The 20,048-nt window shown below is 58.3% G+C and carries 21 protein-coding genes; 6 read left to right on the plus strand and 15 right to left on the minus strand.

Annotated elements, in window-relative coordinates; translation table 11 throughout:
* Positions 1–2: 2 nt before the first annotated feature.
* Both BN1129_RS10015 and zur read right to left on the minus strand, forming a co-directional pair.
* Positions 3–464 (minus strand): chemotaxis protein CheX, encoded by a 462-nt coding sequence (locus BN1129_RS10015; protein WP_016351979.1) that lies wholly within the window; start codon positions 462–464, stop codon positions 3–5.
* A complete protein-coding gene (gene zur, locus BN1129_RS22440) occupies positions 454–912 on the minus strand; it encodes a zinc uptake transcriptional repressor Zur (RefSeq protein WP_084204620.1) in 459 nt (152 codons plus the stop codon). Before zur ends, BN1129_RS10015 begins: the two co-directional genes overlap by 11 nt.
* A 140-nt stretch (positions 913–1,052) precedes the next feature.
* Between zur and dusA the strand changes: the two genes are divergently transcribed.
* Entirely contained in the window at positions 1,053–2,039 is a 987-nt protein-coding gene (gene dusA / locus BN1129_RS10025) for a tRNA dihydrouridine(20/20a) synthase DusA (protein WP_042036176.1), read from the plus strand.
* A gap of 138 nt (positions 2,040–2,177) precedes the next feature.
* Here dusA and BN1129_RS10030 read toward each other — a convergent pair whose 3' ends face one another.
* Positions 2,178–2,603, minus strand: a complete 426-nt coding sequence (locus BN1129_RS10030) for a hypothetical protein (RefSeq protein ID WP_042036178.1) — start codon at positions 2,601–2,603, stop codon at positions 2,178–2,180.
* A gap of 101 nt (positions 2,604–2,704) precedes the next feature.
* Positions 2,705–2,977, minus strand: a complete 273-nt coding sequence (hupA, locus tag BN1129_RS10035) for a nucleoid-associated protein HU-alpha (RefSeq protein WP_005305063.1) — start codon at positions 2,975–2,977, stop codon at positions 2,705–2,707.
* A gap of 341 nt (positions 2,978–3,318) precedes the next feature.
* Here hupA and BN1129_RS10040 point away from each other — a divergent pair, with 341 nt between their 5' ends.
* Positions 3,319–3,801, plus strand: a complete 483-nt coding sequence (locus tag BN1129_RS10040; protein ID WP_042036180.1) for an Rsd/AlgQ family anti-sigma factor — start codon at positions 3,319–3,321, stop codon at positions 3,799–3,801.
* A 99-nt stretch (positions 3,802–3,900) separates the two neighbouring features.
* Positions 3,901–4,281 carry a PilZ domain-containing protein gene (locus tag BN1129_RS10045; protein ID WP_042036182.1) on the plus strand — a complete coding sequence of 127 codons (381 nt, stop codon included), beginning with the start codon at positions 3,901–3,903 and terminating at the stop codon, positions 4,279–4,281.
* A gap of 326 nt (positions 4,282–4,607) precedes the next feature.
* Here BN1129_RS10045 and radA read toward each other — a convergent pair whose 3' ends face one another.
* Positions 4,608–5,972 (minus strand): DNA repair protein RadA, encoded by a 1,365-nt coding sequence (radA, locus tag BN1129_RS10050; protein WP_042036184.1) that lies wholly within the window; start codon positions 5,970–5,972, stop codon positions 4,608–4,610.
* 100 nt (positions 5,973–6,072) lie between these two features.
* Here radA and BN1129_RS10055 point away from each other — a divergent pair, with 100 nt between their 5' ends.
* Entirely contained in the window at positions 6,073–8,451 is a 2,379-nt protein-coding gene (locus tag BN1129_RS10055; protein WP_042036185.1) for a PilZ domain-containing protein, read from the plus strand.
* Between the two features lie 69 nt (positions 8,452–8,520).
* Here the strand turns inward: BN1129_RS10055 and BN1129_RS10060 are convergent, their stop codons facing one another.
* Positions 8,521–9,426, minus strand: a complete 906-nt coding sequence (locus BN1129_RS10060; protein ID WP_042036187.1) for an alpha/beta fold hydrolase — start codon at positions 9,424–9,426, stop codon at positions 8,521–8,523.
* 37 nt (positions 9,427–9,463) lie between these two features.
* Positions 9,464–10,480 (minus strand): phosphoserine phosphatase SerB, encoded by a 1,017-nt coding sequence (serB, locus tag BN1129_RS10065; protein WP_042036188.1) that lies wholly within the window; start codon positions 10,478–10,480, stop codon positions 9,464–9,466.
* A gap of 120 nt (positions 10,481–10,600) precedes the next feature.
* On the opposite strand from serB, the gene BN1129_RS10070 reads away from it, so the two are divergent.
* The gene (locus BN1129_RS10070) at positions 10,601–11,212 is read left to right on the plus strand and encodes an AhpA/YtjB family protein (RefSeq protein WP_042036189.1); all 612 of its coding nucleotides are present in this window, start codon (positions 10,601–10,603) and stop codon (positions 11,210–11,212) included.
* An 82-nt stretch (positions 11,213–11,294) separates the two neighbouring features.
* Here BN1129_RS10070 and deoD read toward each other — a convergent pair whose 3' ends face one another.
* From deoD to BN1129_RS10105, 7 genes are all read right to left on the minus strand, one after another.
* Entirely contained in the window at positions 11,295–12,008 is a 714-nt protein-coding gene (deoD, locus tag BN1129_RS10075; RefSeq protein ID WP_042036191.1) for a purine-nucleoside phosphorylase, read from the minus strand.
* Positions 12,009–12,085: 77 nt separating this feature from the next.
* Positions 12,086–13,294: a phosphopentomutase gene (locus tag BN1129_RS10080; protein ID WP_042036193.1), complete on the minus strand. Its 1,209-nt coding sequence runs from the start codon at positions 13,292–13,294 to the stop codon at positions 12,086–12,088.
* 14 nt (positions 13,295–13,308) lie between these two features.
* Positions 13,309–14,640, minus strand: coding sequence for a thymidine phosphorylase (gene deoA, locus BN1129_RS10085; RefSeq protein ID WP_042036195.1), 1,332 nt, complete (start codon positions 14,638–14,640; stop codon positions 13,309–13,311).
* A 109-nt stretch (positions 14,641–14,749) separates the two neighbouring features.
* Entirely contained in the window at positions 14,750–15,523 is a 774-nt protein-coding gene (gene deoC / locus BN1129_RS10090; protein ID WP_042036196.1) for a deoxyribose-phosphate aldolase, read from the minus strand.
* 391 nt (positions 15,524–15,914) lie between these two features.
* Positions 15,915–16,085 carry a XapX domain-containing protein gene (locus BN1129_RS10095; protein WP_042036197.1) on the minus strand — a complete coding sequence of 57 codons (171 nt, stop codon included), beginning with the start codon at positions 16,083–16,085 and terminating at the stop codon, positions 15,915–15,917.
* Between the two features lie 125 nt (positions 16,086–16,210).
* Positions 16,211–17,485: a NupC/NupG family nucleoside CNT transporter gene (locus BN1129_RS10100; protein WP_042036199.1), complete on the minus strand. Its 1,275-nt coding sequence runs from the start codon at positions 17,483–17,485 to the stop codon at positions 16,211–16,213.
* Between the two features lie 225 nt (positions 17,486–17,710).
* Entirely contained in the window at positions 17,711–18,487 is a 777-nt protein-coding gene (locus BN1129_RS10105) for a TatD family hydrolase (RefSeq protein WP_042036201.1), read from the minus strand.
* A 40-nt stretch (positions 18,488–18,527) separates the two neighbouring features.
* On the opposite strand from BN1129_RS10105, the gene tppF reads away from it, so the two are divergent.
* A complete protein-coding gene (gene tppF, locus BN1129_RS10110) occupies positions 18,528–19,145 on the plus strand; it encodes a type IVa pilus pseudopilin TppF (RefSeq protein ID WP_084204616.1) in 618 nt (205 codons plus the stop codon).
* A gap of 227 nt (positions 19,146–19,372) precedes the next feature.
* Here the strand turns inward: tppF and BN1129_RS10115 are convergent, their stop codons facing one another.
* Positions 19,373–19,927, minus strand: a complete 555-nt coding sequence (locus tag BN1129_RS10115) for a GNAT family N-acetyltransferase (protein ID WP_084204617.1) — start codon at positions 19,925–19,927, stop codon at positions 19,373–19,375.
* Positions 19,928–20,048: the final 121 nt, after the last annotated feature.

The raw sequence follows: 20,048 nt of genomic DNA on the forward strand, positions 1-20,048 counted from the left end.
GGTTACTCGAAGCAGATTTCGATGGTGGCCCGGCCGTAATCTGACTCGAACGGCATCATGATCTTGGTGCCATCGGCTCTATGGGTGATGGTGTGGTTGGGACCGGAGACTATGATAGGGGTCGCCATGTCGAACTCGTAACCTTTCTCTCCCAGCATGCGCTTGGCACCACCGGTAACCATGTTGGTGATCTCACCCACCATGTCGGTCACTTCTTCATTGATGGTGGCGGGGGCCTCCCCCAGCATGCGACGCATGATCTCCAACGCTAACCCCTTCTCGAAGCTGATGGAAAGCGAGCCACGGGTCTGCGGACCCACCATGCCGATGAGGCCGGAGACATCGCCTCGCGCCAGCTCATCCATCTTGCGCTTGGGCTTACCCGGTTTAAGCTCCAACTGCGCCATGGTGGAGAGCACATTGAGCAGGGAAAGCAGGAACGGGTTTACAAAATCAGCCTTCATGTTGATGTCCTACGGTGGTCGTACAGCGAGCACATTGGCCATGTGCCTCTATTGTCTTATTGGTAATAGTAAAACCATGCTGATGGGCCTGCTCGGAAAACGCGCTGTCGATCGCCGTGTCATGGAGTTCGACCACCTCGCCGCATCGGTCGCAGATCAGCAGTTGCATGGGATGAGCATGGTCAAAGTGACAACAGAATATGAAGGCGTTGAGCGACTCCACCTTGTGGGCAAAGCCCTGTTCGAGCAGAAAATCGAGTGCCCGATAGACTGTAGGCGGCTTGGCGTGAGCCTCTGTTTGCTGCAGCTGGGCTAACAAATCATAGGCGCTGATGGCATTGCCGTGGGCAGCCAGCAGAGTGAACACCTGACGCCGGGTAGGGGTGAAGCGGATCCCGCGTTGTTCGCAGAGTCGTTCGGCTCGTTGTAAAAGTTGGTCTTGATTCATGATCACGCAAATACCCTTTACTTATTAGCCGGATACTATCACAGGGCCCCCGGTGGCGCGGCGACAAAATTCATTTTCTGGGGCTGCCTCACGTTGTGATAAAATCCGCCCCCTTTGTTTAGCCAACCCGGATGATTTTTATGCAGGCGCAGCGTTTTTCCATCGCCCCCATGCTGGACTGGACCGATCGGCATTGCCGTTATTTTCACCGTCTGATGACCCGCCAGACCTTGCTCTATACCGAGATGGTGACCACGGGCGCTATCATCCATGGCAAAGGGGATTATCTGGGCTATAGCGAGCAGGAGCATCCCATCTCGCTGCAACTGGGTGGCAGCAACCCGGCGGATCTTGCCCACTGCGCCAGACTGGCACAGGAGCGCGGTTATGACGAGATCAACCTCAACGTGGGTTGCCCGTCGGATCGGGTCCAGAATGGCCGCTTCGGTGCCTGCCTGATGGGCGAACCCGCGCTGGTGGCCGACTGCGTCAAGGCGATGCGCGATGTGGTCGATATCCCGGTGACGGTCAAGACCCGCATCGGTATCGACGATCAGGACTCTTACGAATTTTTGCAGGCCTTTATCGAGCAAGTTCGCGACGCCGGTTGCGATACCTTTATCGTGCACGCCCGCAAGGCGTGGCTGAGCGGCCTGAGCCCGCGTGAGAACCGCGAGATCCCGCCACTCGATTACCCGCGCGTCTACCGGGTCAAACAGGATTACCCCGAGCTGACCATCGCCCTCAATGGTGGCGTCACCTCCATGGAGCAGACCCTCGAGCATCTGCAGCATGTCGATGGCGTGATGATGGGGCGCGAAGCCTATCAGAATCCCTATATCCTGGCGCAGGTGGACAGCCAGCTGTTCGGCCTGACGGGCGACGTTCCTAGCCGTCATGAGGTGGTACGGATGATGCTGCCCTACATGGAGCAGGAGCTGGCCAAGGGCAACTACCTCTCCCACATGACCCGCCACATGCTGGGACTGTTCCAGAACATGCAGGGTGCCCGTGCCTGGCGTCGCCACCTGAGCGAAAACGCCTGCAAACCGGGTGCCGGCATCCAGGTCGTACTGGATGCCATGGGCAAGGTGCCGGAATTCGCCAGCGCCGACTCGGTGGAATAATCCTGTATCGCTTCACAGGTTTATGGCTGCACAGGGAGCCGCAGCTGGGCTGACCCTTAACCCGTTCCCGCCCACCAATGAAAAAGCCGGTAACACCTGGTGTTACCGGCTTTTCTATGCGTGGCCATCGCGCTGACGCTACGACCCCTTGTCCACAAACTGCAGTTCGGGTGCAAATGACGTCAGCACATCGGCACAGTAGTCCCAAGTCGAGATGCGATAGTGCTGCAGATCCTCGTCCAGATGAAGCCCCTCCGATTCCTGATGGAACCAGCTGGCAAAACGGGACGGGGTGATGAGCTGGATCTGCTCCTCGATGGCATGGCTCTCCTTGCCTTCCGACAGATCGCAATCCTCCATGACCCGCACCGCGAAGATATGACGAAAGTAGACCCGGCACAGGATCTGGGGCGGCAGATCTATGCTGCGCGCCCGACCCAGCATGACGGTCAGAGAGTCACTCCAGATATCCTGATGAAGTTCGGCCACAACCAGGCCTGGGGGGAGTTGGCGGGACGGAGCCCAAGGTACGGCAACCTGCCGAATGGCATTTTTCTGTTCCATCATCCACCTCACTACGGCGCACGCCATATCTTGAGTGTATCTGAAACAAATTCCGCTGACGATGGCAATAAAAAACCCGGCTGGCGCCGGGTTTTACACGATTACTTGACGGCGTCTTTGAGCGCCTTGCCTGCCACAAAGGACGGCACATTCGCGGCTGCAATCTGGATTTCTTTACCAGTTTGCGGGTTACGGCCAGTACGGCCCGCGCGATGGTTCACCTTGAAGGTACCAAAACCCACCAACTGCACAGCATCGCCTTCTTTCAGGCTCTGGGTAATACCATTGATGATCTCTTCCAGAGCAACTTTGGCCTGAGCTTTGCTCAGATCGGCTTTGGCGGCAATTGCATCGACAAGTTGAGCTTTGTTCATAACATTTCCTTTATGATCGGGCATTTAGCACCGAGTCACTCTATTCAAAAAAAAACACTCAGGCAAAGGCTTTATCAGCTAGGTTGGCTTGAATGCTGGGGTTTTCATCAAGATCTGCGGAAATAGTCACAAATCTCACCCCTTCGTTATCGCGATGGATTGGAAGAGGAGAGCAAGTGATGGCGTCTTGTAGCCAAAACACCATCAGATGTAACAATATCCCCATACACCTATTGACGGTCAACAGGATTTTCCCTAGTTATAGGGAGTGTCGTCAGTCAATAAGAAAGGCCGGAGGCCTGTAGCGATAGCACTCCATGCCTATGCCCCACGGAGGGATTATGTTAACTGAACTGGAACAAACCAAACGCGCATTGGCAGGAAAGCATAGGGCTATCGATGACTGGCTGGATGCCAGGCAGGCTCTGCTGGTTGAATACATGCGGCTCGCCGGGCTGACGCCAGCCCGCGCCAAACAGCGCTCACTCCCCGGCCATGTCGAACTGCAGCGTTTCTGCGAGCAACTGGTCGATTACGTCAGCGCCGGCCACTTCGAGATCTACAACCATGTGGTCACCGCCTTCGAAAAAGCCAGCGGCGACAAACTAGAGCTGGCCAAGCGCATCTATCCCAATATTCGGGCATGCACCGAATTCGCACTGGAATTCAACGACAAGTACAGCAACGCAGATGAGGCTCAGTTGCTGCTGCTGGATGAAGATCTGAATCAACTCGGCCCGGTACTGGAGGATCGCTTCAAACAGGAGGATCGGCTGGTCAAGGCGTTGCAAGTGGTAGAATCACTCAGTACCCGACAGGTTTGATATCCAATTTCGGAGCCAGTTCAAGATCCTGATGCGCAAGGTACATTACACTCTGTTATGACCTTTAGCACCAAACCCTATTGCTGACAGGAGATGAGAATGTCCGAGCGTCGCCGTTTTTCACGAATCCTCTACTTGACCATGGCCGACCTCGTCCAGGGCGATAAGAAATGGCGTACCCAGCTGGTGGATATATCCCTCCAGGGGGCGCTCTTGATCCGGCCCGATGGCTGGGAGAGCAACGACAACAAAGAGTATGAACTGGGCTTCGTCCTGAGCGGCAGCGACATCGAGATCAAGATGCAGGTCGAACTGACCCATGAGGCCAGCAAGAAGCTGGGATTCTACTGCCACCATATCGACATCGACAGTGCGACCCACCTCAAGCGGATGGTAGAGCTCAACGTAGGAGATGAAGAGCTGCTCCATCGTGAACTGGAACAACTGCTAAACGAGCATCTGGAACACCCTCATCCCTGAGGAGCCCTCCAGATGCAATAGAAAGGAGCGCCGATGGCGTAATGCCAGTCAGTTAAGAGAATTTGAGTCCCAACCCGCAGGGGATAAGGGCTAAAGAGTGAGGGAGGCATGATGCCTCCCTCTTTTTATTGCATGCCAGTCAGGGCAAGGGTTGGAGCCAAATTGACTCTTTAACCATGGAACAGCTTTTGATATTCAATATCTCGAATTTTTAGTCATAAAAATGCTTAACTGACTGGCATTAGCGCCGATGGCGCTCTTTTTATTGCCTGGATTGATTGCCGAGATCGGCTAAATCTACGTTTAGAACGCGGCTGCATCAATGGTCACAAGGCTTCCAGCGCATCTGCCAGTTTTTTCACCGGCACCACTTCCATCCCCTCGATAGGGTGCTTGGGCGCATTGGCATAGGGCACTATGGCACGGCGGAAACCGTGCTTGGCGGCCTCCTGCAGCCGTTCCTGACCGGATGGTACTGGCCGGATCTCGCCGGACAGGCCCACCTCACCAAACACCACCAGATCCTTGGGCAAGGCCTGATCTCTAAAGCTGGAAACCATGGCCAGCAACAGGGCCAGATCCGCACTGGTCTCTTCAACCTTGACGCCCCCCACCACGTTGATAAAGACATCCTGATCCGCCATCTGCAGCCCGCCATGACGATGCAGTACAGCCAGCAGCATGGCGAGACGGTTGTGATCCATCCCCACGGCCACCCGGCGCGGGTTGGATAGCTGGGAGTAGTCCACCAGTGCCTGCAGCTCCACCAGCAGCGGTCGGGTACCCTCCCAGATCACCATGACGATGGAGCCGGGGGCCTGCTCCTCACCCCGGCTGAGGAAGATAGCGGAAGGGTTGCTCACCTCGCGCATGCCCTGCCCCGTCATGGCAAACACACCGAGTTCGTTGACGGCACCGAAGCGGTTCTTGTGGGAACGCAGAGTGCGAAAGCGCGAATCGTTGGCGCCATCCAGCAATACAGAACAGTCGACACAGTGCTCCAGCACCTTGGGACCCGCCAGGGTGCCATCCTTGGTCACATGGCCCACCATGAAGATGGCGACGTGATTCTGCTTGGCGTAACGGGTCAACAGGGCCGCGGCCTCCCGCACCTGGGAAACGGAACCGGGAGATGACTGAACATCGGCCACATGCATCACCTGGATGGAGTCGATGACCATGATCTGCGGCTGCTCCTGCTGAGCTATGATGCAAATCTGCTCGACACTGGTCTCGGACAGCATGCGCAGCTTGTCGGTAGGCAGCCCCAGCCGGCTGGCACGCATCGCCACCTGCTGCAGCGACTCTTCCCCAGTCACATAGAGAGTCTTCATCCGCTCAGCCAGACCGCACATGGTCTGCAACAGCAGGGTTGACTTGCCCGCCCCCGGATTGCCGCCAATCAGAATGGCCGAACCTGGCACAACGCCGCCACCGAGCACCCGATCCAGCTCCTTGAAACCGGAAGAAAAACGGGGGATCTCTGTGGTGGCGATCTCCGCCAGCGTCTGAACCTGACTGCCGATGGCGCCGGCGTAGCCTGTGTAGCGGGCATGTTTGCCCGGCGTCACTGAGCCAAGACGCACCTCAGTGATGGTGTTCCACTCCTTGCATTCGCCGCACTGGCCTTGCCAGCGTGTGAAGTCGGCACCACATTCGGTACAAACATAGGCAGTTTTATTTTTGGCCATGGATAACTCGGGGACAGGATGAATTCCTGCTTGATATACTTGTTTGCGACCGACAGATCAAACCCAGAATCGGAAAAGTGACTTTCCTTGGCAGGAACACATGGATTCAGAACAACAACAGCACCTGATTGAACAGCTCATTCCTCTGCTCAGAGAAAAAGATTTCGATGACATCTTCAATCGCCTGACGCAGGACGAAAACAGCAACCGCCGTTTCCTGCTCAAGATGGAGATAAAGCGCAAATGCACCCCCTGCCGGCGTGTCATCGACATGCGCGACGAGCTGGGCGAAGAGTGCCTGGTCCATGAGTTTGAAGGGATCACCCACTTCATGCCGGCCGAGGCCATAGGCCTGTTTCAGTCCCAGTGCTATCTCTACCGGGATACCTACACCCTGGGTGTCAACGAGGCGCTGCAACATTGGCAGAAACACCCCCAGAGCAAGGGTGACGGTTCCTTGCCCCCCCCTGCCAGCCCGTTTCGCCAATACGATGTCAATCCCATCCCCTTCGCCAGCTACTACGGCCGACGTCAGGAGCGGATGCACTTCAGCTCGCCGGTGCTGATCAAGTTTCAGGATGGGGAGAAGCTGTTCGCCAAGAGCTCCGATCTCTCGCTGGGTGGGATGCGGGTATCGGTGCCCTATCTGCCCAGCTATCACACCGGCGCGCAGGTCGAGGTCTTCTTCACCGGGCTGGAGCGGGATACCCCCAATCCGGTGCTGCACCAGCCGGTCGGCTACCAGATCCTCGGCGAAGAGAGCAAAGAGGGAAAATATTGGCTGCGGCTGGTGCGATCGGGTGAACAGCCAGCATTCGATGCCTTCCTCAGCGACTTTATCGACGCCAACAAGATCCGTTATCGAGTCAGCGTCGACTATCTGCTTTCCGCCGCCATCATCAAGGGATATGAGCAGTTTTACCTGCCACGGATGACTGGCATGCCGCTCTTCTTCGGCACTGGTGACAACCCCAACCTCGAGATTGCCCTGCGTACCGAGAACAACCAGCATCTACTAGAGTACTGGCGAGACGAGAAGAATCGTGACGCACTGGCGGGGCTCTTCAGTGCCGAGCGAATGAAACAGCTCTGCCCGGCCCCCGGCGCTACTGTAGAGACGCTCATCTACTGCTTTACCCATACGGTGCGCAGCCATATCTACTTCTTCTCGGCCACCGCCGAGGAGCTGCGCCAGAGCGGCCTCACTGCGCTCTTTTTCCAGGTAGGCTCCCGCCGCCCCAGCTGGCGTGTCTACAAATTCTCGCTGGAGGCGTGCGAGTTACGGGAAGCTGACGTCGGCCAGTTGCAAGGGCTCGAGAATCCACAGCTGCAAGACATCCTGCTGCTCGAACGGCTCAAGCAGATCGGCTACTGCGGCCTGCTGCAAGACATCAGTCAGGAATCCCTGCGCGATGAGTTCCGCCAGGAGGGGGAGTTCAGCAATAATGCCAACGAACTGCAGCGCTTCGGCCATGATCTTGGGGCCGCCCCCTTCGAGATCGAGACGCTGCATTATGTGCAGTTGCGCAAAGAGGCACGCTACATCCACAAGACAGCCGTCGCCATCAAACACAACGGGCGGGCCTGGCTTGGTTGGACCCGCGACATCTCGGCCCACGGCATGCAAATAGAGCTGGAAGAGGCGTTCGAGGGCGAAAAAGATGACATAGTCACCCTCGCCTTACCCCGCCTGCAGGAGCTCTCCAAGAGCATGGATTTGCAACGCCTCCCCTACCGACTGGTCAGTATCAACCTGACCCGGACCATGCTGCATCTGTGTATCGAGGGGGACCCTGAGCGCCACATCGGTCGCCAATTCTTCAGCTTGTTGATCGAGAGCAACCAGAACAAACTCAAGGCAGCGCAGGAGCAGCGTCGTTACCGCGGCATGGCCAGGGCGCTGCGCAACATCTACACCCATCATATCTTCAGCGCCCCCGTCTACATCAACAAACTGAAGGGCGCACCCAAGCCGGCCTCGGTAGGCCATGCCCCGCAGGATCGCAGCCTGTCACGTCTGTTGCGGGCCTGTGCCGAGAAGGGGGATCAGGACAACCTCTATCCCCTGTTCCACGGGGATCTGCTCAAGCAGCTGATCATGAACCCGCTGCGCGCCATCGAACGGGAAGACAAGCCACAGGAGGAAGAGGTCTACATCGCCAGTCTGCGCACGCCGGCCGGCTTGCCCGTCTTCTCCAGCCGGCTGGCCAGCAGTTTTCAGGACATGGCGGAAAAACGCAGCTTCATCGAGCTGGCACTGCGTCAGGGGGAGTTTTATTCGGTGCTGGTTGGCATTTCTCGCACCGGCCGACCCGATACCAACTTCATCGCCAACGAGCTGGATTACATCGCCAAGTTCGCCATCCACAAGGCCAGGAAGCTGGAGGAGGAGTTGTGGAGCGTGGTGGGTGTGGGTGAACTAACCGATACCAGCCAGGCCACCCTGTTCCGGCTCGGCATCACCCCGCCCATCAATTGAGCGGCAACTCATGCCAATGAACCGGCCCAAGCGCGGATATCGACCAGGCAAACCAGCCTGGTCTCGCCATCACGCCGTCTGCGGATTGAGCAGCCACGCGAGGATCTGCGGGAAGTGATCCTCTTGTGCCTGTGGCGCCGTCAGCATGTTGATGTGATCGTAATCGAGCCGGTTGCCGTTGTCCTTGCCAAGCCGGGTGTGGCGTGTGGCAGCCCCCATCTCGGCACTGAAGCGACGCACGTCGGTCGGGTGCCCCAATACCTTGTCAGCCTTGGCTGAAATCATCCAGAGCGGCGGCCAGTTGACCCTGGCCGCCGCTTCGTCATAGACAAAGCCGTCGTGCGGATCCTGCCAGGGGCCGCACTTGATCCAGGGGATAGTCTCCTGCAGGTAGCGCAGCGACTCGTCATCGGCCCCCATCTTCAGGCTGCGGGCAGCCAGAAAACCGCTGCGCCGCGCCAGCCAGGGCGCCAGCCGATTCCAGATGAGATCCACCTTCAACCAGCGTTCCGGGTTCTGCACCGAGATGCCACGCTTGGTACCAAAGAACACCAGGCTGGCGATCTGCCCGGCCAACTCAGGCAAACGCACCAGGGTCGAGGCCATGATGACGCCCCCCCAGGAGTGAGCCATCCAGTGCAGCCTGAAGCCGGCATGGCGCGCCGCAATCCAGCGGTGCAGGGCCGGCAGATCCTCGGTGATCAGCTCGTGCTGGCCATGCCCGGCTTGCACGGCAATAGCCGGGGTGCTCAGACCCCGGCCGCGCAGGTCGGCCACATAGACCTGATAACCGTGGCGCGCCAGGAAACAAGCAAGCCCCTTGCCCGATTCGGTATAGAAGATACGGCCATTCTCGATGGCACCATGCACCATCAGGATCGGCTCAGCATGCACGGCGACCCGTGGCTGAATGTGGCGCACGTGCAGCTGGTGCTCACCACAGGGAATAAACAGGGACTGCTGTAACAGTTCCATCACTATGCCAGGTCCTCCATGACATGGGGCAGGTAACTCAAGATCCGTGACGATCCCAACGGCGATCGCGACAGGCAAGAGCACCGAGCAAGCAGATGACCCCTTCCAAATCATGATGGTTGAGGGTGGCGGCCGCCTGGGCCCGTACCAGCGGCTTGGCGTGGATGGCAATGCCAAGAGCGGCCACCGCCATCATCTTGAGATCGTTAGCACCATCGCCGATGGCCACAGTCTGGGCGGCAACAATGCCGTACTCCTGCGCCAGCTGTTGCAGCACCTCGGCCTTGACGCTGGCGTCCACTATGCGCCCGCTCACCTTGCCGGTCAGTCGCCCCTCCTCAACCGCCAGCTCGTTGGCGAAGATGGCGTCCAGCCCCAGCACCTGCTGCAGCTCGCCAGCGAAGCGGGTGAAGCCCCCCGAGGCGATCGCCACCTTCCAGCCCGCCTGCTTGAGGGTATCGACCATCAGTTGCAAGCCCGGCATCCAGGGCATTTGGGCCGCCACCTCGTCGAGGATGGTGACCGGCGCCCCTGCCAGCAGGGCGACCCGATTGCGCAGGCTGTCGGAGAACTCCAGCTTGCCCTGCATGGCGGCGGCCGTCACGGCGGCCACCTGCTCGCCCACTCCCGCCAGACGGGCGATCTCGTCGATGCACTCGATCTGGATGGCGGTGGAGTCCATGTCCATCACCAGCAAGCCGGGCTCACTCAGAGTCGGCAGCACCGGCAAATGGCAGATGTCGATGTCCCACTCCCCGGTCTTGAGCAACTGCACCAGCTCGGGGGAAAACCTGTCCGTCCCCAACAGCAGCAAGGGCACCCCGGCCGGAGTGCTCGGCGGATAGAGCTGAGCCTGCATATCCTGCGCGGCCAGCAACTCGGCCAGGCGTGCCAGATGGCGGGCGGCAAGGTGCTTGCCAAACAGCACAAGCCAGGCGCCATCCAGCGGTTTGGCGACGGGCAGCAGCGCCTGCGGCGTCAATTGCCACCAGGGGGCACTGGGCAGGCACTCTGGCCACTCGGACAAGGCAGCAGGTAATTGGGACAACAGCATAGAGTTAGAGCCTTCCTTGATGATCATGGGGTTAACAACGCGGGCCCAGAGTAGCGTATTGCTTTTTATACAGGCAAGCGCCAAGATCCCGCCACCGCTCGTCGTCAGGAGGCTCAACGCTTGCGTCATCTTCCCATCAAACGTGTTCTCAGTCTGGGTGCCGGCATTTTGCTCGGCCTCTGGGTGCTCGGTGTGCTCATCCATATGCAGGGCGAGAGCCAGGCCTCGCTGCACAGCGAGGCGCGCAACCGTGCCCAGGCGCTGGTCGCCTATGCCGCCCGTGACATGAAGCGCTGGATCAAGGAAGACAAGAACAGCGAGCTGGAACGGCTGGCCCAGGATCTGGCCGCCGAGCCCGAGATCCTCGATGCCACCCTCTATGACGCCCGTGGCATCCCCCTCGCCCAATCGGACGCCGCCGTGCCACTGGACAGCCTGTTGCCCATCGGCGACAACAACAAATCGGTGCCGGAACAGGGAAAGGGCCGCATCCAGTTTGTGCAGGAGATCCTGGATGGGGAGCAGACCATAGGCTACCTGCGCATCACACTGGAAGAGCAGAAACTGCTGGCGGACAAGGACACCCGACTCAAGGTGGTGCAAGAAAAACAGCGGCTGATGCTGCTGGTAGCGCTGCTGGCCGGCCTGCTCATCTCCTACGGCGTGCGCCGCAACTACATGCGGGTACGCAAGCACAAGAAGAAGAGCCCGCCCCAGACGCCCGGTCCCTGAAAAAACGGGCACACCCCAAACTGCACATATAAAAACGGCGACCCTGAGGTCGCCGTTTTGCGTGGAGCCAAAGGCTGCGGGATCAGTCACCCAGCAGCACAGAGTCCAGTGCGATTTCGATCATGTCGTTGAAGGTCAGCTGACGCTCTTCGGAGGTGGTCTGCTCACCGGTACGGATATGGTCGGAGACGGTGCAGATGGTCAGTGCCTTGGCACCGTACTCTGCGGCCACGCCGTAGATACCGGCGGCTTCCATCTCGACACCCAGGATGCCGTACTTTTCCATGACATCGAACATAGAAGGGTCTGGGCTGTAGAACAGGTCGGCAGAGAAGATGTTACCAACGCGCACGGCAACGCCCTTGTTTTTGGCGGCTTGCACAGCATTGGCAACCAGGCCGAAGTCGGCGATGGCGGCGAAGTCGTGATCCTTGAAGCGCAGACGGTTGACCTTGGAATCGGTACATGCACCCATGCCGATCACTACGTCACGCAGCTTCACGTCTTCACGCACAGCGCCACAGGAGCCGACGCGGATCAGGGTCTTCACACCGTAGTCGGTGATCAGCTCTTTGGCGTAGATGGAGCAAGACGGAATGCCCATGCCGTGGCCCATGACGGAGATACGACGACCCTTGTAGGTGCCGGTGAAGCCGAGCATGCTGCGCACGTCGCACACCTGCTCGACGTTCTCCAGGAAGGTTTCGGCGATGTACTTGGCGCGCAGGGGGTCGCCCGGCATCAGTACGGTATCAGCAAAGGCGCCATCTTTCGCATTGATATGAGGAGTTGCCATTCTCTTGATTCCTTCACACTAGGTTGAGTTTTATTGTCTTTATTGGTTGCCCGCCACCGAGGTGACGGGCGGGTAAATTACAGGAAGCTGGTACCGTATTCCAATTTCGGCAAACCGTGGTAGGCCGCTATGCTCTGGCCGATATCGGCAAAGGTCTCACGACGACCGACTGAGCCCGCCTTGACCGGCTTGCCGAAGAAGAGCACGGGAATGTATTCACGGGTGTGATCCGTGCCGCCCCAGGTCGGATCACAGCCGTGATCAGCGGTCAGCACCACCACATCGCCATCTTGCAGCACCGCGAACAGCTCTGGCAGACGGGAGTCGAAATACTCCAGTGCATCGGCGTAGCCTTTCACGTCACGACGGTGACCATAGGAGGAGTCGAAATCGACGAAGTTGGTGAAGACGATGGTATTGTCACCGGCCGCTTTCACCTCTTCCAAAGTGCGATCCCACAGCTCGGTCAGACCGGTACCCTTCACCTGCTTGGTGATACCCTGGTTGGCATAGATGTCGGCGATCTTGCCGATGGAGACCACCTGGCCACCCGCGTCTTTCATGTAATCCAGCACAGTGGGTGCCGGTGGCAGCACCGAGTAGTCGTGACGGTTGCCGGTGCGCTTGAAGTTGCCCTTGCCGCTACCCACGAACGGACGTGCGATGACGCGACCTATGTTGTAGGGCTCCAGCAGCTCGCGCACTATGTGGCACAGCTCATAGAGCTTCTCAAGACCATAGGTCTCTTCATGACAGGCGATCTGGAACACAGAGTCGGCAGAGGTGTAGAGGATCGGCTTGCCGGTACGCATGTGCTCTTCGCCGAGATCGTCCAGCACCTGGGTACCAGAGGCGTGGCAGTTGCCCAGATATCCAGGCAGACCCGCCTTCTCGACGATGGCGTCCAGCAGCTCCTGCGGGAAGCTGTTGTGGTGATCCTTGAAGTAACCCCACTCGAACAGCACGGGCACGCCAGCGATCTCCCAGTGGCCGGAGGGCGTGTCCTTGCCGGAGGAGAGCTCCTGGGCAAAACCGTAGGCACCGACAACCTCGATATCCTTCTTCAAGCCTGCCGGGAAGTAGCCGGAGGCCAGCTCCCCGGCATGGCCCAGACCCAGCTTGTTCAGGTTCGGCAGATTGAGGGCGCCACGGCCTTCAATCTCACCGGCTGCACAGGCCTTGGCAATATGGCCAAGGGTGTTGGCGCCCACATCTCCGAACTTGTCGGCATCGGCGGCAGCGCCAATACCGAAAGAGTCCATCATCAGAATAAAGGTACGTTTCATGGGTTTTCCCCTTGTTACAAATCAGCCAGACCGATGCGACGGTAAACCTCAGGCAACGCCTGGGGCTGGGTATCAGCGATCTTGACAGCTGCCTGCACCATGCTGGCAGCCTGAGTAAATTGATCGTCAGTTTGAGCGTGGATCAGGGCAATCGGCTTGTCAGCATCGACGCTCTGGCCCAGGCGGATAACGTCGGTCAGACCGACGGCGTAATCGAGTTTGTCACCGGCAGCACGACGACCGCCGCCCATGGCGACCACGGCCAGACCCAGCTCCCGGGTATCCATGGCGGTCACGAAGCCGGCATTGGCGGCATACACAGGGCGCACAATGGCAGCCTTGGGCAGGTGACTGTCATAACGTTCCATGAAGTCGGACGGACCACCGAGCCCGGTCACCATGCGCCCGAAGATCTCGGCAGCCTTGCCGTTGTCGAGCACGGCCTGCAGCTTGCGGCGGGCATCGGCATCGTCGCTGGCCAGATGGGCGGAGATCAGCATCTCGGCGCACAGGCTCATGGTGACTTCGTGGATACGCGGGTTGCGGTATTCACCGGTCAGGTAACGCACCGCCTCGCGCACTTCAACCCCATTACCGGCGCTGGAAGCCAGCACCTGGTTCATGTCGGTCAGCAGGGCCGAGGTGCGACAACCGGCACCGTTGGCCACTGCCACTATGCTCTTGGCCAGCTCTTCGGAGGCTTCAAAGGTCGGCATAAAGGCGCCGGAGCCCACTTTCACATCCATCACCAGCGCTTCAAGCCCGGAGGCGAGCTTCTTGGAGAGGATGGAGCCGGTGATCATGGCGATGGATTCGACGGTGGCGGTGATGTCACGTACTGCATAGATACGCTTGTCAGCGGGGGCGAGATCGCCGGTCTGGCCTATGATGGCGACACCGGCCTCTTTCACCACGTTCAGGAAACGATCGTTATCGACCGAGGTCTGGTAGCCGGGGATCGCATCCAGCTTGTCCAGAGTACCGCCGGTATGACCCAGACCACGACCGGAGATCATGGGCACGAAGCCACCGCAGGCGGCGACCATGGGGCCCAGCATCAGGGAAACCACATCCCCCACACCACCGGTGGAGTGCTTGTCGACAATCGGGCCGCCCAGGTTCAGGTGATCCCAGTTCAATACCATGCCGGAGTCACGCATGGCGCAGGTCAGGGCAACCCGCTCATCCATGCTCATGTCTTTGAAGTAAACCGCCATGGCGAGCGCCGCAATCTGGCCCTCGCCGATGGTGTTGTTGGTAATGCCCTGCACGAAGAATTGAATCTCTTGGGTACTGAGCGCTTCACCGTTGCGCTTCTTTCGAATAATTTCTTGAGGCAAAAACATCCTTCATTCCCTCCGCCGTTGCTAGCGTCACATAAGCCGTTATCCCTGCCCGCGCACCATATGGCGTAGGCATAACAGGGCAAGCCACGCTCGCCCTCTCATCAACTTATTAGTAACCGCTGGTGTTGGCAGGCTTGTCGCCGTGCCCCAGCGTGGCCAGCAAGCTGGCGAGCAGGCTGGAGGCGCCGAAGCGGAAGGTACGGGCACAGACCCAATCTTTACCGAGGATCTCTTCGGCCATGGCCAGGTACTGATCGGCAACGGCTGCATCTTTCACACCACCAGCCGGCTTAAAGCCGACTTTCGGGTTCTTGGCCTTGATCACTTCCATCATGATGCGGGCCGCTTCCGGGGTTGCGTTGACGGGCACTTTGCCGGTGGAGGTTTTGATGAAATCGGCACCGGCATCGATACAAATTTCGGAAGCGCGACGGATCAGTGCTGCTTCTTTCAGTTCACCGGTCTCGATGATCACTTTCAACAGCACCTTGGTGCCACAGGCTTCCTTACATGCTTTGACCAGATCAGAACCGATCTGTTCATTGCCCGCCATGAAGGCACGGTACGGGAACACCACGTCCACTTCATCGGCACCGTAAGCCACGGCGGCGCGGGTCTCGGCCACGGCGATCTCGATGTCGTCGTTGCCATGGGGGAAGTTGGTCACGGTGGCGATGCGCACGTCGGCGGCACCGAGCTCACGCAAGGTCTTGCGAGCGATAGGAATAAAACGGGGGTAGATGCAGACGGCAGCAGTCAGGCCAGCCGGTGACTTGGCCTTGCGGCACAGGTCGATGACCTTCTGATCGGTGTCATCATCGTTCAGAGTGGTCAGGTCCATCAGGTTCAGGGCGCGTTGGGCGGCCAGTTTCAGATCAGTCATTCTGTTCTCCAAAGTCTCGATTTAATCCTGATTCCAGGGGCGAGCGCCTGCGTGTCGCAGCGCAACCAGCAAGACACGACTCCCAAGGATACGGGAATGGAATTACAGCGCGCCGCACAGGCAATGTGGCTGTAAATAAGGCAAGAGCCCTGTCACTTTCTTACAAAAGTGCGGACTTGGTTCCATGAAGACTTGAGAAGGGCCGACAACTGATGACCCGACTTCCCAATCAATTCCATTTGACCGCCAACACCCGATTTGATCGGATATTAGTCAATGCCAGCACCCTGCTGGCAATGCCTATTTCAGCCGAGATACCCCGTGTTTGCAAGCCAGATTTGCCAATTTCAGAGGTACCTCACATCTGGCAAATCCGTTACTGGAACGTGCGTTAAGAGAAGAAACGCGTGAGTATCCAGGAGTAAGCCATGCCCCCCAGATAGACTCCTACGATCCCCATCACCCCTGACAGGACGGGGGGTGCCGGGATCGGCAATTTGAGGAAAGAAAACAACAAGCCAACGATAAAGCCGGCCGCTATCGCCAGTAGCACTTCATGCATATAACCTCCGATTTGACTCAATTTTTATTATTAGTTTAGGAAGGAAAACGGTTGTCACCGCCCCAAACGCGAACGCCACAGCATTTCGCTGTGGCGTTCGTCTTTACCTGAATATCAGGCAAACATTACATGGCTGTCAGTGCCAGGAAGAAGCCTGCGATAGTGGCAGACATCAGGTTGGACAGTGACCCCGCCAATACGGCTTTCAGACCAAAGCGAGCAATGGTACCGCGACGATTCGGTGCCATTGAGCCCAGACCACCCAGCAGGATGGCAACAGAGGAGAGGTTGGCAAAACCGCACAGGGCGAAGGAGATGATGGCCTTGGTGTGGTCAGACATGGGCACGCCATTGATCAGCAGCTCATCCTTCAGATAGGGGGCAAAGTTCAGGTAAGCCACGAATTCGTTCACCACCAGCTTCTGGCCGATGAAGGAACCGGCAACCACGGCTTCGCTCCAGGGTACCCCGATCAAGAAGGCCAGCGGGGAGAACAACCAGCCCAGCAGCAGTTCCAGAGAAAGCTCAGGCATGCCGAACCACCCACCCACACCGGAGAAAATACCGTTGATCATGGCGATGAGGCCGATGAACGCCAGCAGCATGGCACCCACGTTCAGGGCCAGTTGCAGGCCGGCGGAGGCACCGGCGGCGGCGGCATCGATCACGTTGGCAGGCTTGTCTTCCAGATCGCCGTCGGCATTGCTTTCGTCATAGTTGGGAGTCTCGGTTTCCGGTACCAGCAACTTGGCGAACAGCAGACCACCCGGGGCAGCCATGAAGGAGGCTGCGATCAGGTATTCCATCTTGACGCCCATGGAGGCGTAACCAGCCAGCACGGAACCGGCAACGGAGGCCAGACCACCACACATGACGGCGAACAGCTCGGAGTCTGTCATCTTGGAGATGTAGGGACGAACCACCAGCGGCGCTTCAGTCTGACCGACGAAGATGTTAGCAGTGGCAGACAGGGACTCGGTACGGGAAGTGCCCAGTACTTTTTGCAGGGCACCGCCCAGCAGCTTGATCACCCACTGCATGATGCCCAGATAATAGAGAACCGCGATCAGCGAGGAGAAGAAGATGATGACGGGCAGAACGCGGAAGGCAAAGATAAAGCCGCCGCCACCGAACACTTCAAACATCTTGTTGCTGACCAGGCCACCGAACAGGAAGTCGATGCCACTCTGGCCATAACCGATGACGCTGGAAACGGCATTGGATACACCGACCAGAATATCTCGGCCAACCGGGACGTACAGCACGAATGCACCCAGGCCAGCTTGAATTGCAAAGGCACCGCCTACGGTGCGAATTTTTATTGCTTTGCGATTACTGGAGAACAGCACCGCGATAAGGATGAGCGTTGCCATCCCCACCAGACCCATAATCAAATTCATTATTAACACTTCCTCTTTAGTAGCACCTTCCAGCTTGTTAACAGCTTGTATCTCAACGCCATCAATCAAGGGTGCGCATTATACTAATTACGGTGCGACAAAGTAGAATGCTGGTCACATTTTATGAGCATGAAATACGCTAGAGGTCGCCAAATTAGACCGCAAACGATTTTTAGTCGCCCCGTTTTTTATCATGATGCTATCAAGAGTTAATCAGGTGTTAATTTAAGCGTGCCTGAGCGGGAAAGTGTGCAAAGTGGATTCATGTAACACCGCGACAACATGGCTCAAGGGCTGTTGCCGCAATTCGGCCAAGAGTTGTGCAATCTTAGGCAAGTTGGCGGGGGTATTAGGGAGACCCTGCTGACCCTGTAACGGCATATCGGGCGCATCCGTCTCCAGCAACAGGGCCTCCAGCGGCATGTCGCGGATCGCCTCCCGGGTCTTGTTGGCCCGCTCATAGCTGATGACGCCACCTATTCCAAGCCTGAACCCAAGCTGCCAGAACGCCTGTCCCTGTTGCAGGGAACCGCTGAAGGCGTGAATAACGCCACCCCGGGCCGGTTTGAAACGCCTGAGTATTTTTGCGACCGTATCGTTGGCCCGCACCGAGTGGACGATCAGCGGCAACTCATGATCCATGGCCAGCCTGATTTGTGCCTCAAACAACTCGACCTGCCCTTCCTGCGGCACATGGGATCGCAGATCCAGTCCACATTCGCCGACCGCCACCAATCCACGGGGTCTGGCAGCCAATAACGCTTGCAATCGCGTCAGTGCTCCCTGGGCCTGGGTGCCCACATACCAGGGGTGAATGCCCAGCCCGTAAGTGATCTCCGGGTACTGCTCCGCCAGCGCCATCACGCGAGCCCAGTTTTCCTCTCCCACAGCGGGGATGATATACTCGCCCACCCCCAACTGCAGACACTCTGCCAGCAACGCCGCCCTGTCTGGATCGAAGACGGGAAAATCGAGATGGCAATGGGTGTCGATCAGTTGCATGTCGTCCTCACCTGTTTGTCGTACTTGATGGCTCTACTCAATAATGAAACGCTCGAACCATGGCTTTACCCTGATAGAACTGGTGATGGTTATCATAGTGCTGGGGGTCCTGGCCGTAACGGCAATGCCCCGCTTTATCACTCTCAAGGATGATGCCCTCAAGAGCACGGTTGCCGCCACTGCCAGCAGCGTCGCCAGCGCGGTGCAGCTGGCCCATGCGGGCTGGGCGGTCCAGACGCAGGATCAGGCACTCTACAATCTGGGCAGCATGGGTCAACGTAACCTCGACATCAACCGTTATGGCTGGCCCGCTGGCACGGATGAGGATCAGGGCCGCAAGGGGATCAATGAGCCTTACGTCCCAGGTCAGGAAGACTACATCTCGGTCAGCAACCAGGCAGACTGCCGCCTGCTGTTTCAGGGGCTGCTGGACAGCAGCTATACCGTCGCCTCGGTCGATCAGGATCCCGAGATCCAGCTCAGGGCCGACTACCTTTCCAGCGAGCAACCCGGCAACCATATAGATGAAGACGGCGAGCCTCACAGCAACTGCCGCTATACCCTGCGCGACTCCATCGCCCGCTTCCCGGCTTACCCGGATGGATTGAGCTTTGACTACAACAGCATTAACGGGGCCGTGACACGCCATTTTGATTGAGTGACGAGGCGTCTGGCTCAGGCTCTTGCTGGTCATCTTCGTCATAACGCACCGGCGCGCAGCAACGCCGGTTCTCTGGGGTGAGTCCCCACTCCTGACACCACGCATCGTAGCGAGCCAACCAGCGTAGCAAGATACCTTTCATGTTCCTTTTCCTCTTTCCATCACGCCATCCGATACTCTGCCCGATTCCCTCTCGCCAACCCAGTGAGATCGGGCCAACGGCATCATGGCGTTCCGGACGGCAACAGCAGCCCCATGCTGATCTCGTCGACATAGCCCTCGTCCAGCCGATACGCCTGCCGCCGTAACCCCTCATCCATGAAACCGCACTTGCGGTAGAGTGAATGGGCCACTTCGTTATGCGCCATCACGCCCAGCTCCAGCCGGCTGACACCCAGCTCGCTGGCAGCCGTGATGAGTGTGCGCAGTAACCGCTCACCCCAACCCAGACCGCGCGCACCAGAACGCAACCCCATCACCACCAGTGCACAGTGGCGATTGCGATGCATATTCCCTCCCAGCAGGAGTGCAAAGCCCTGGACCTCACCGGCCAGACTCAGCAGCCACATCCGCTGATTGCGGCTGGCCTGCATGGCAGCCAGACGCTGGCGCTGCCCCTCGATGTCGGATGGTCTCTCCCCCGCTTCATACAGCATGAAGCGGGTCTCCCGATCCAGTTGCTGAAAGAAGTGATCCAGCGCTGCTGCATCCTCCACGCTGGCCAGACGAATCGTCATGCTTACCCTCCCTGTTTGGCTGCCGCGCCGGATCACGGGCATAAAAAAACGACTCCATTTGGAGTCGTTTTTTTATCAGAGCCATCTGGCCAATGCAATGGATGGCTGCCTGTAACATCAGACCAGTGACTGCGTCCACGCAGCTGGATAGATCCACTGGCCG

Source organism: Aeromonas popoffii, assembly GCF_000820025.1.
GTDB lineage: Bacteria > Pseudomonadota > Gammaproteobacteria > Enterobacterales > Aeromonadaceae > Aeromonas > Aeromonas popoffii.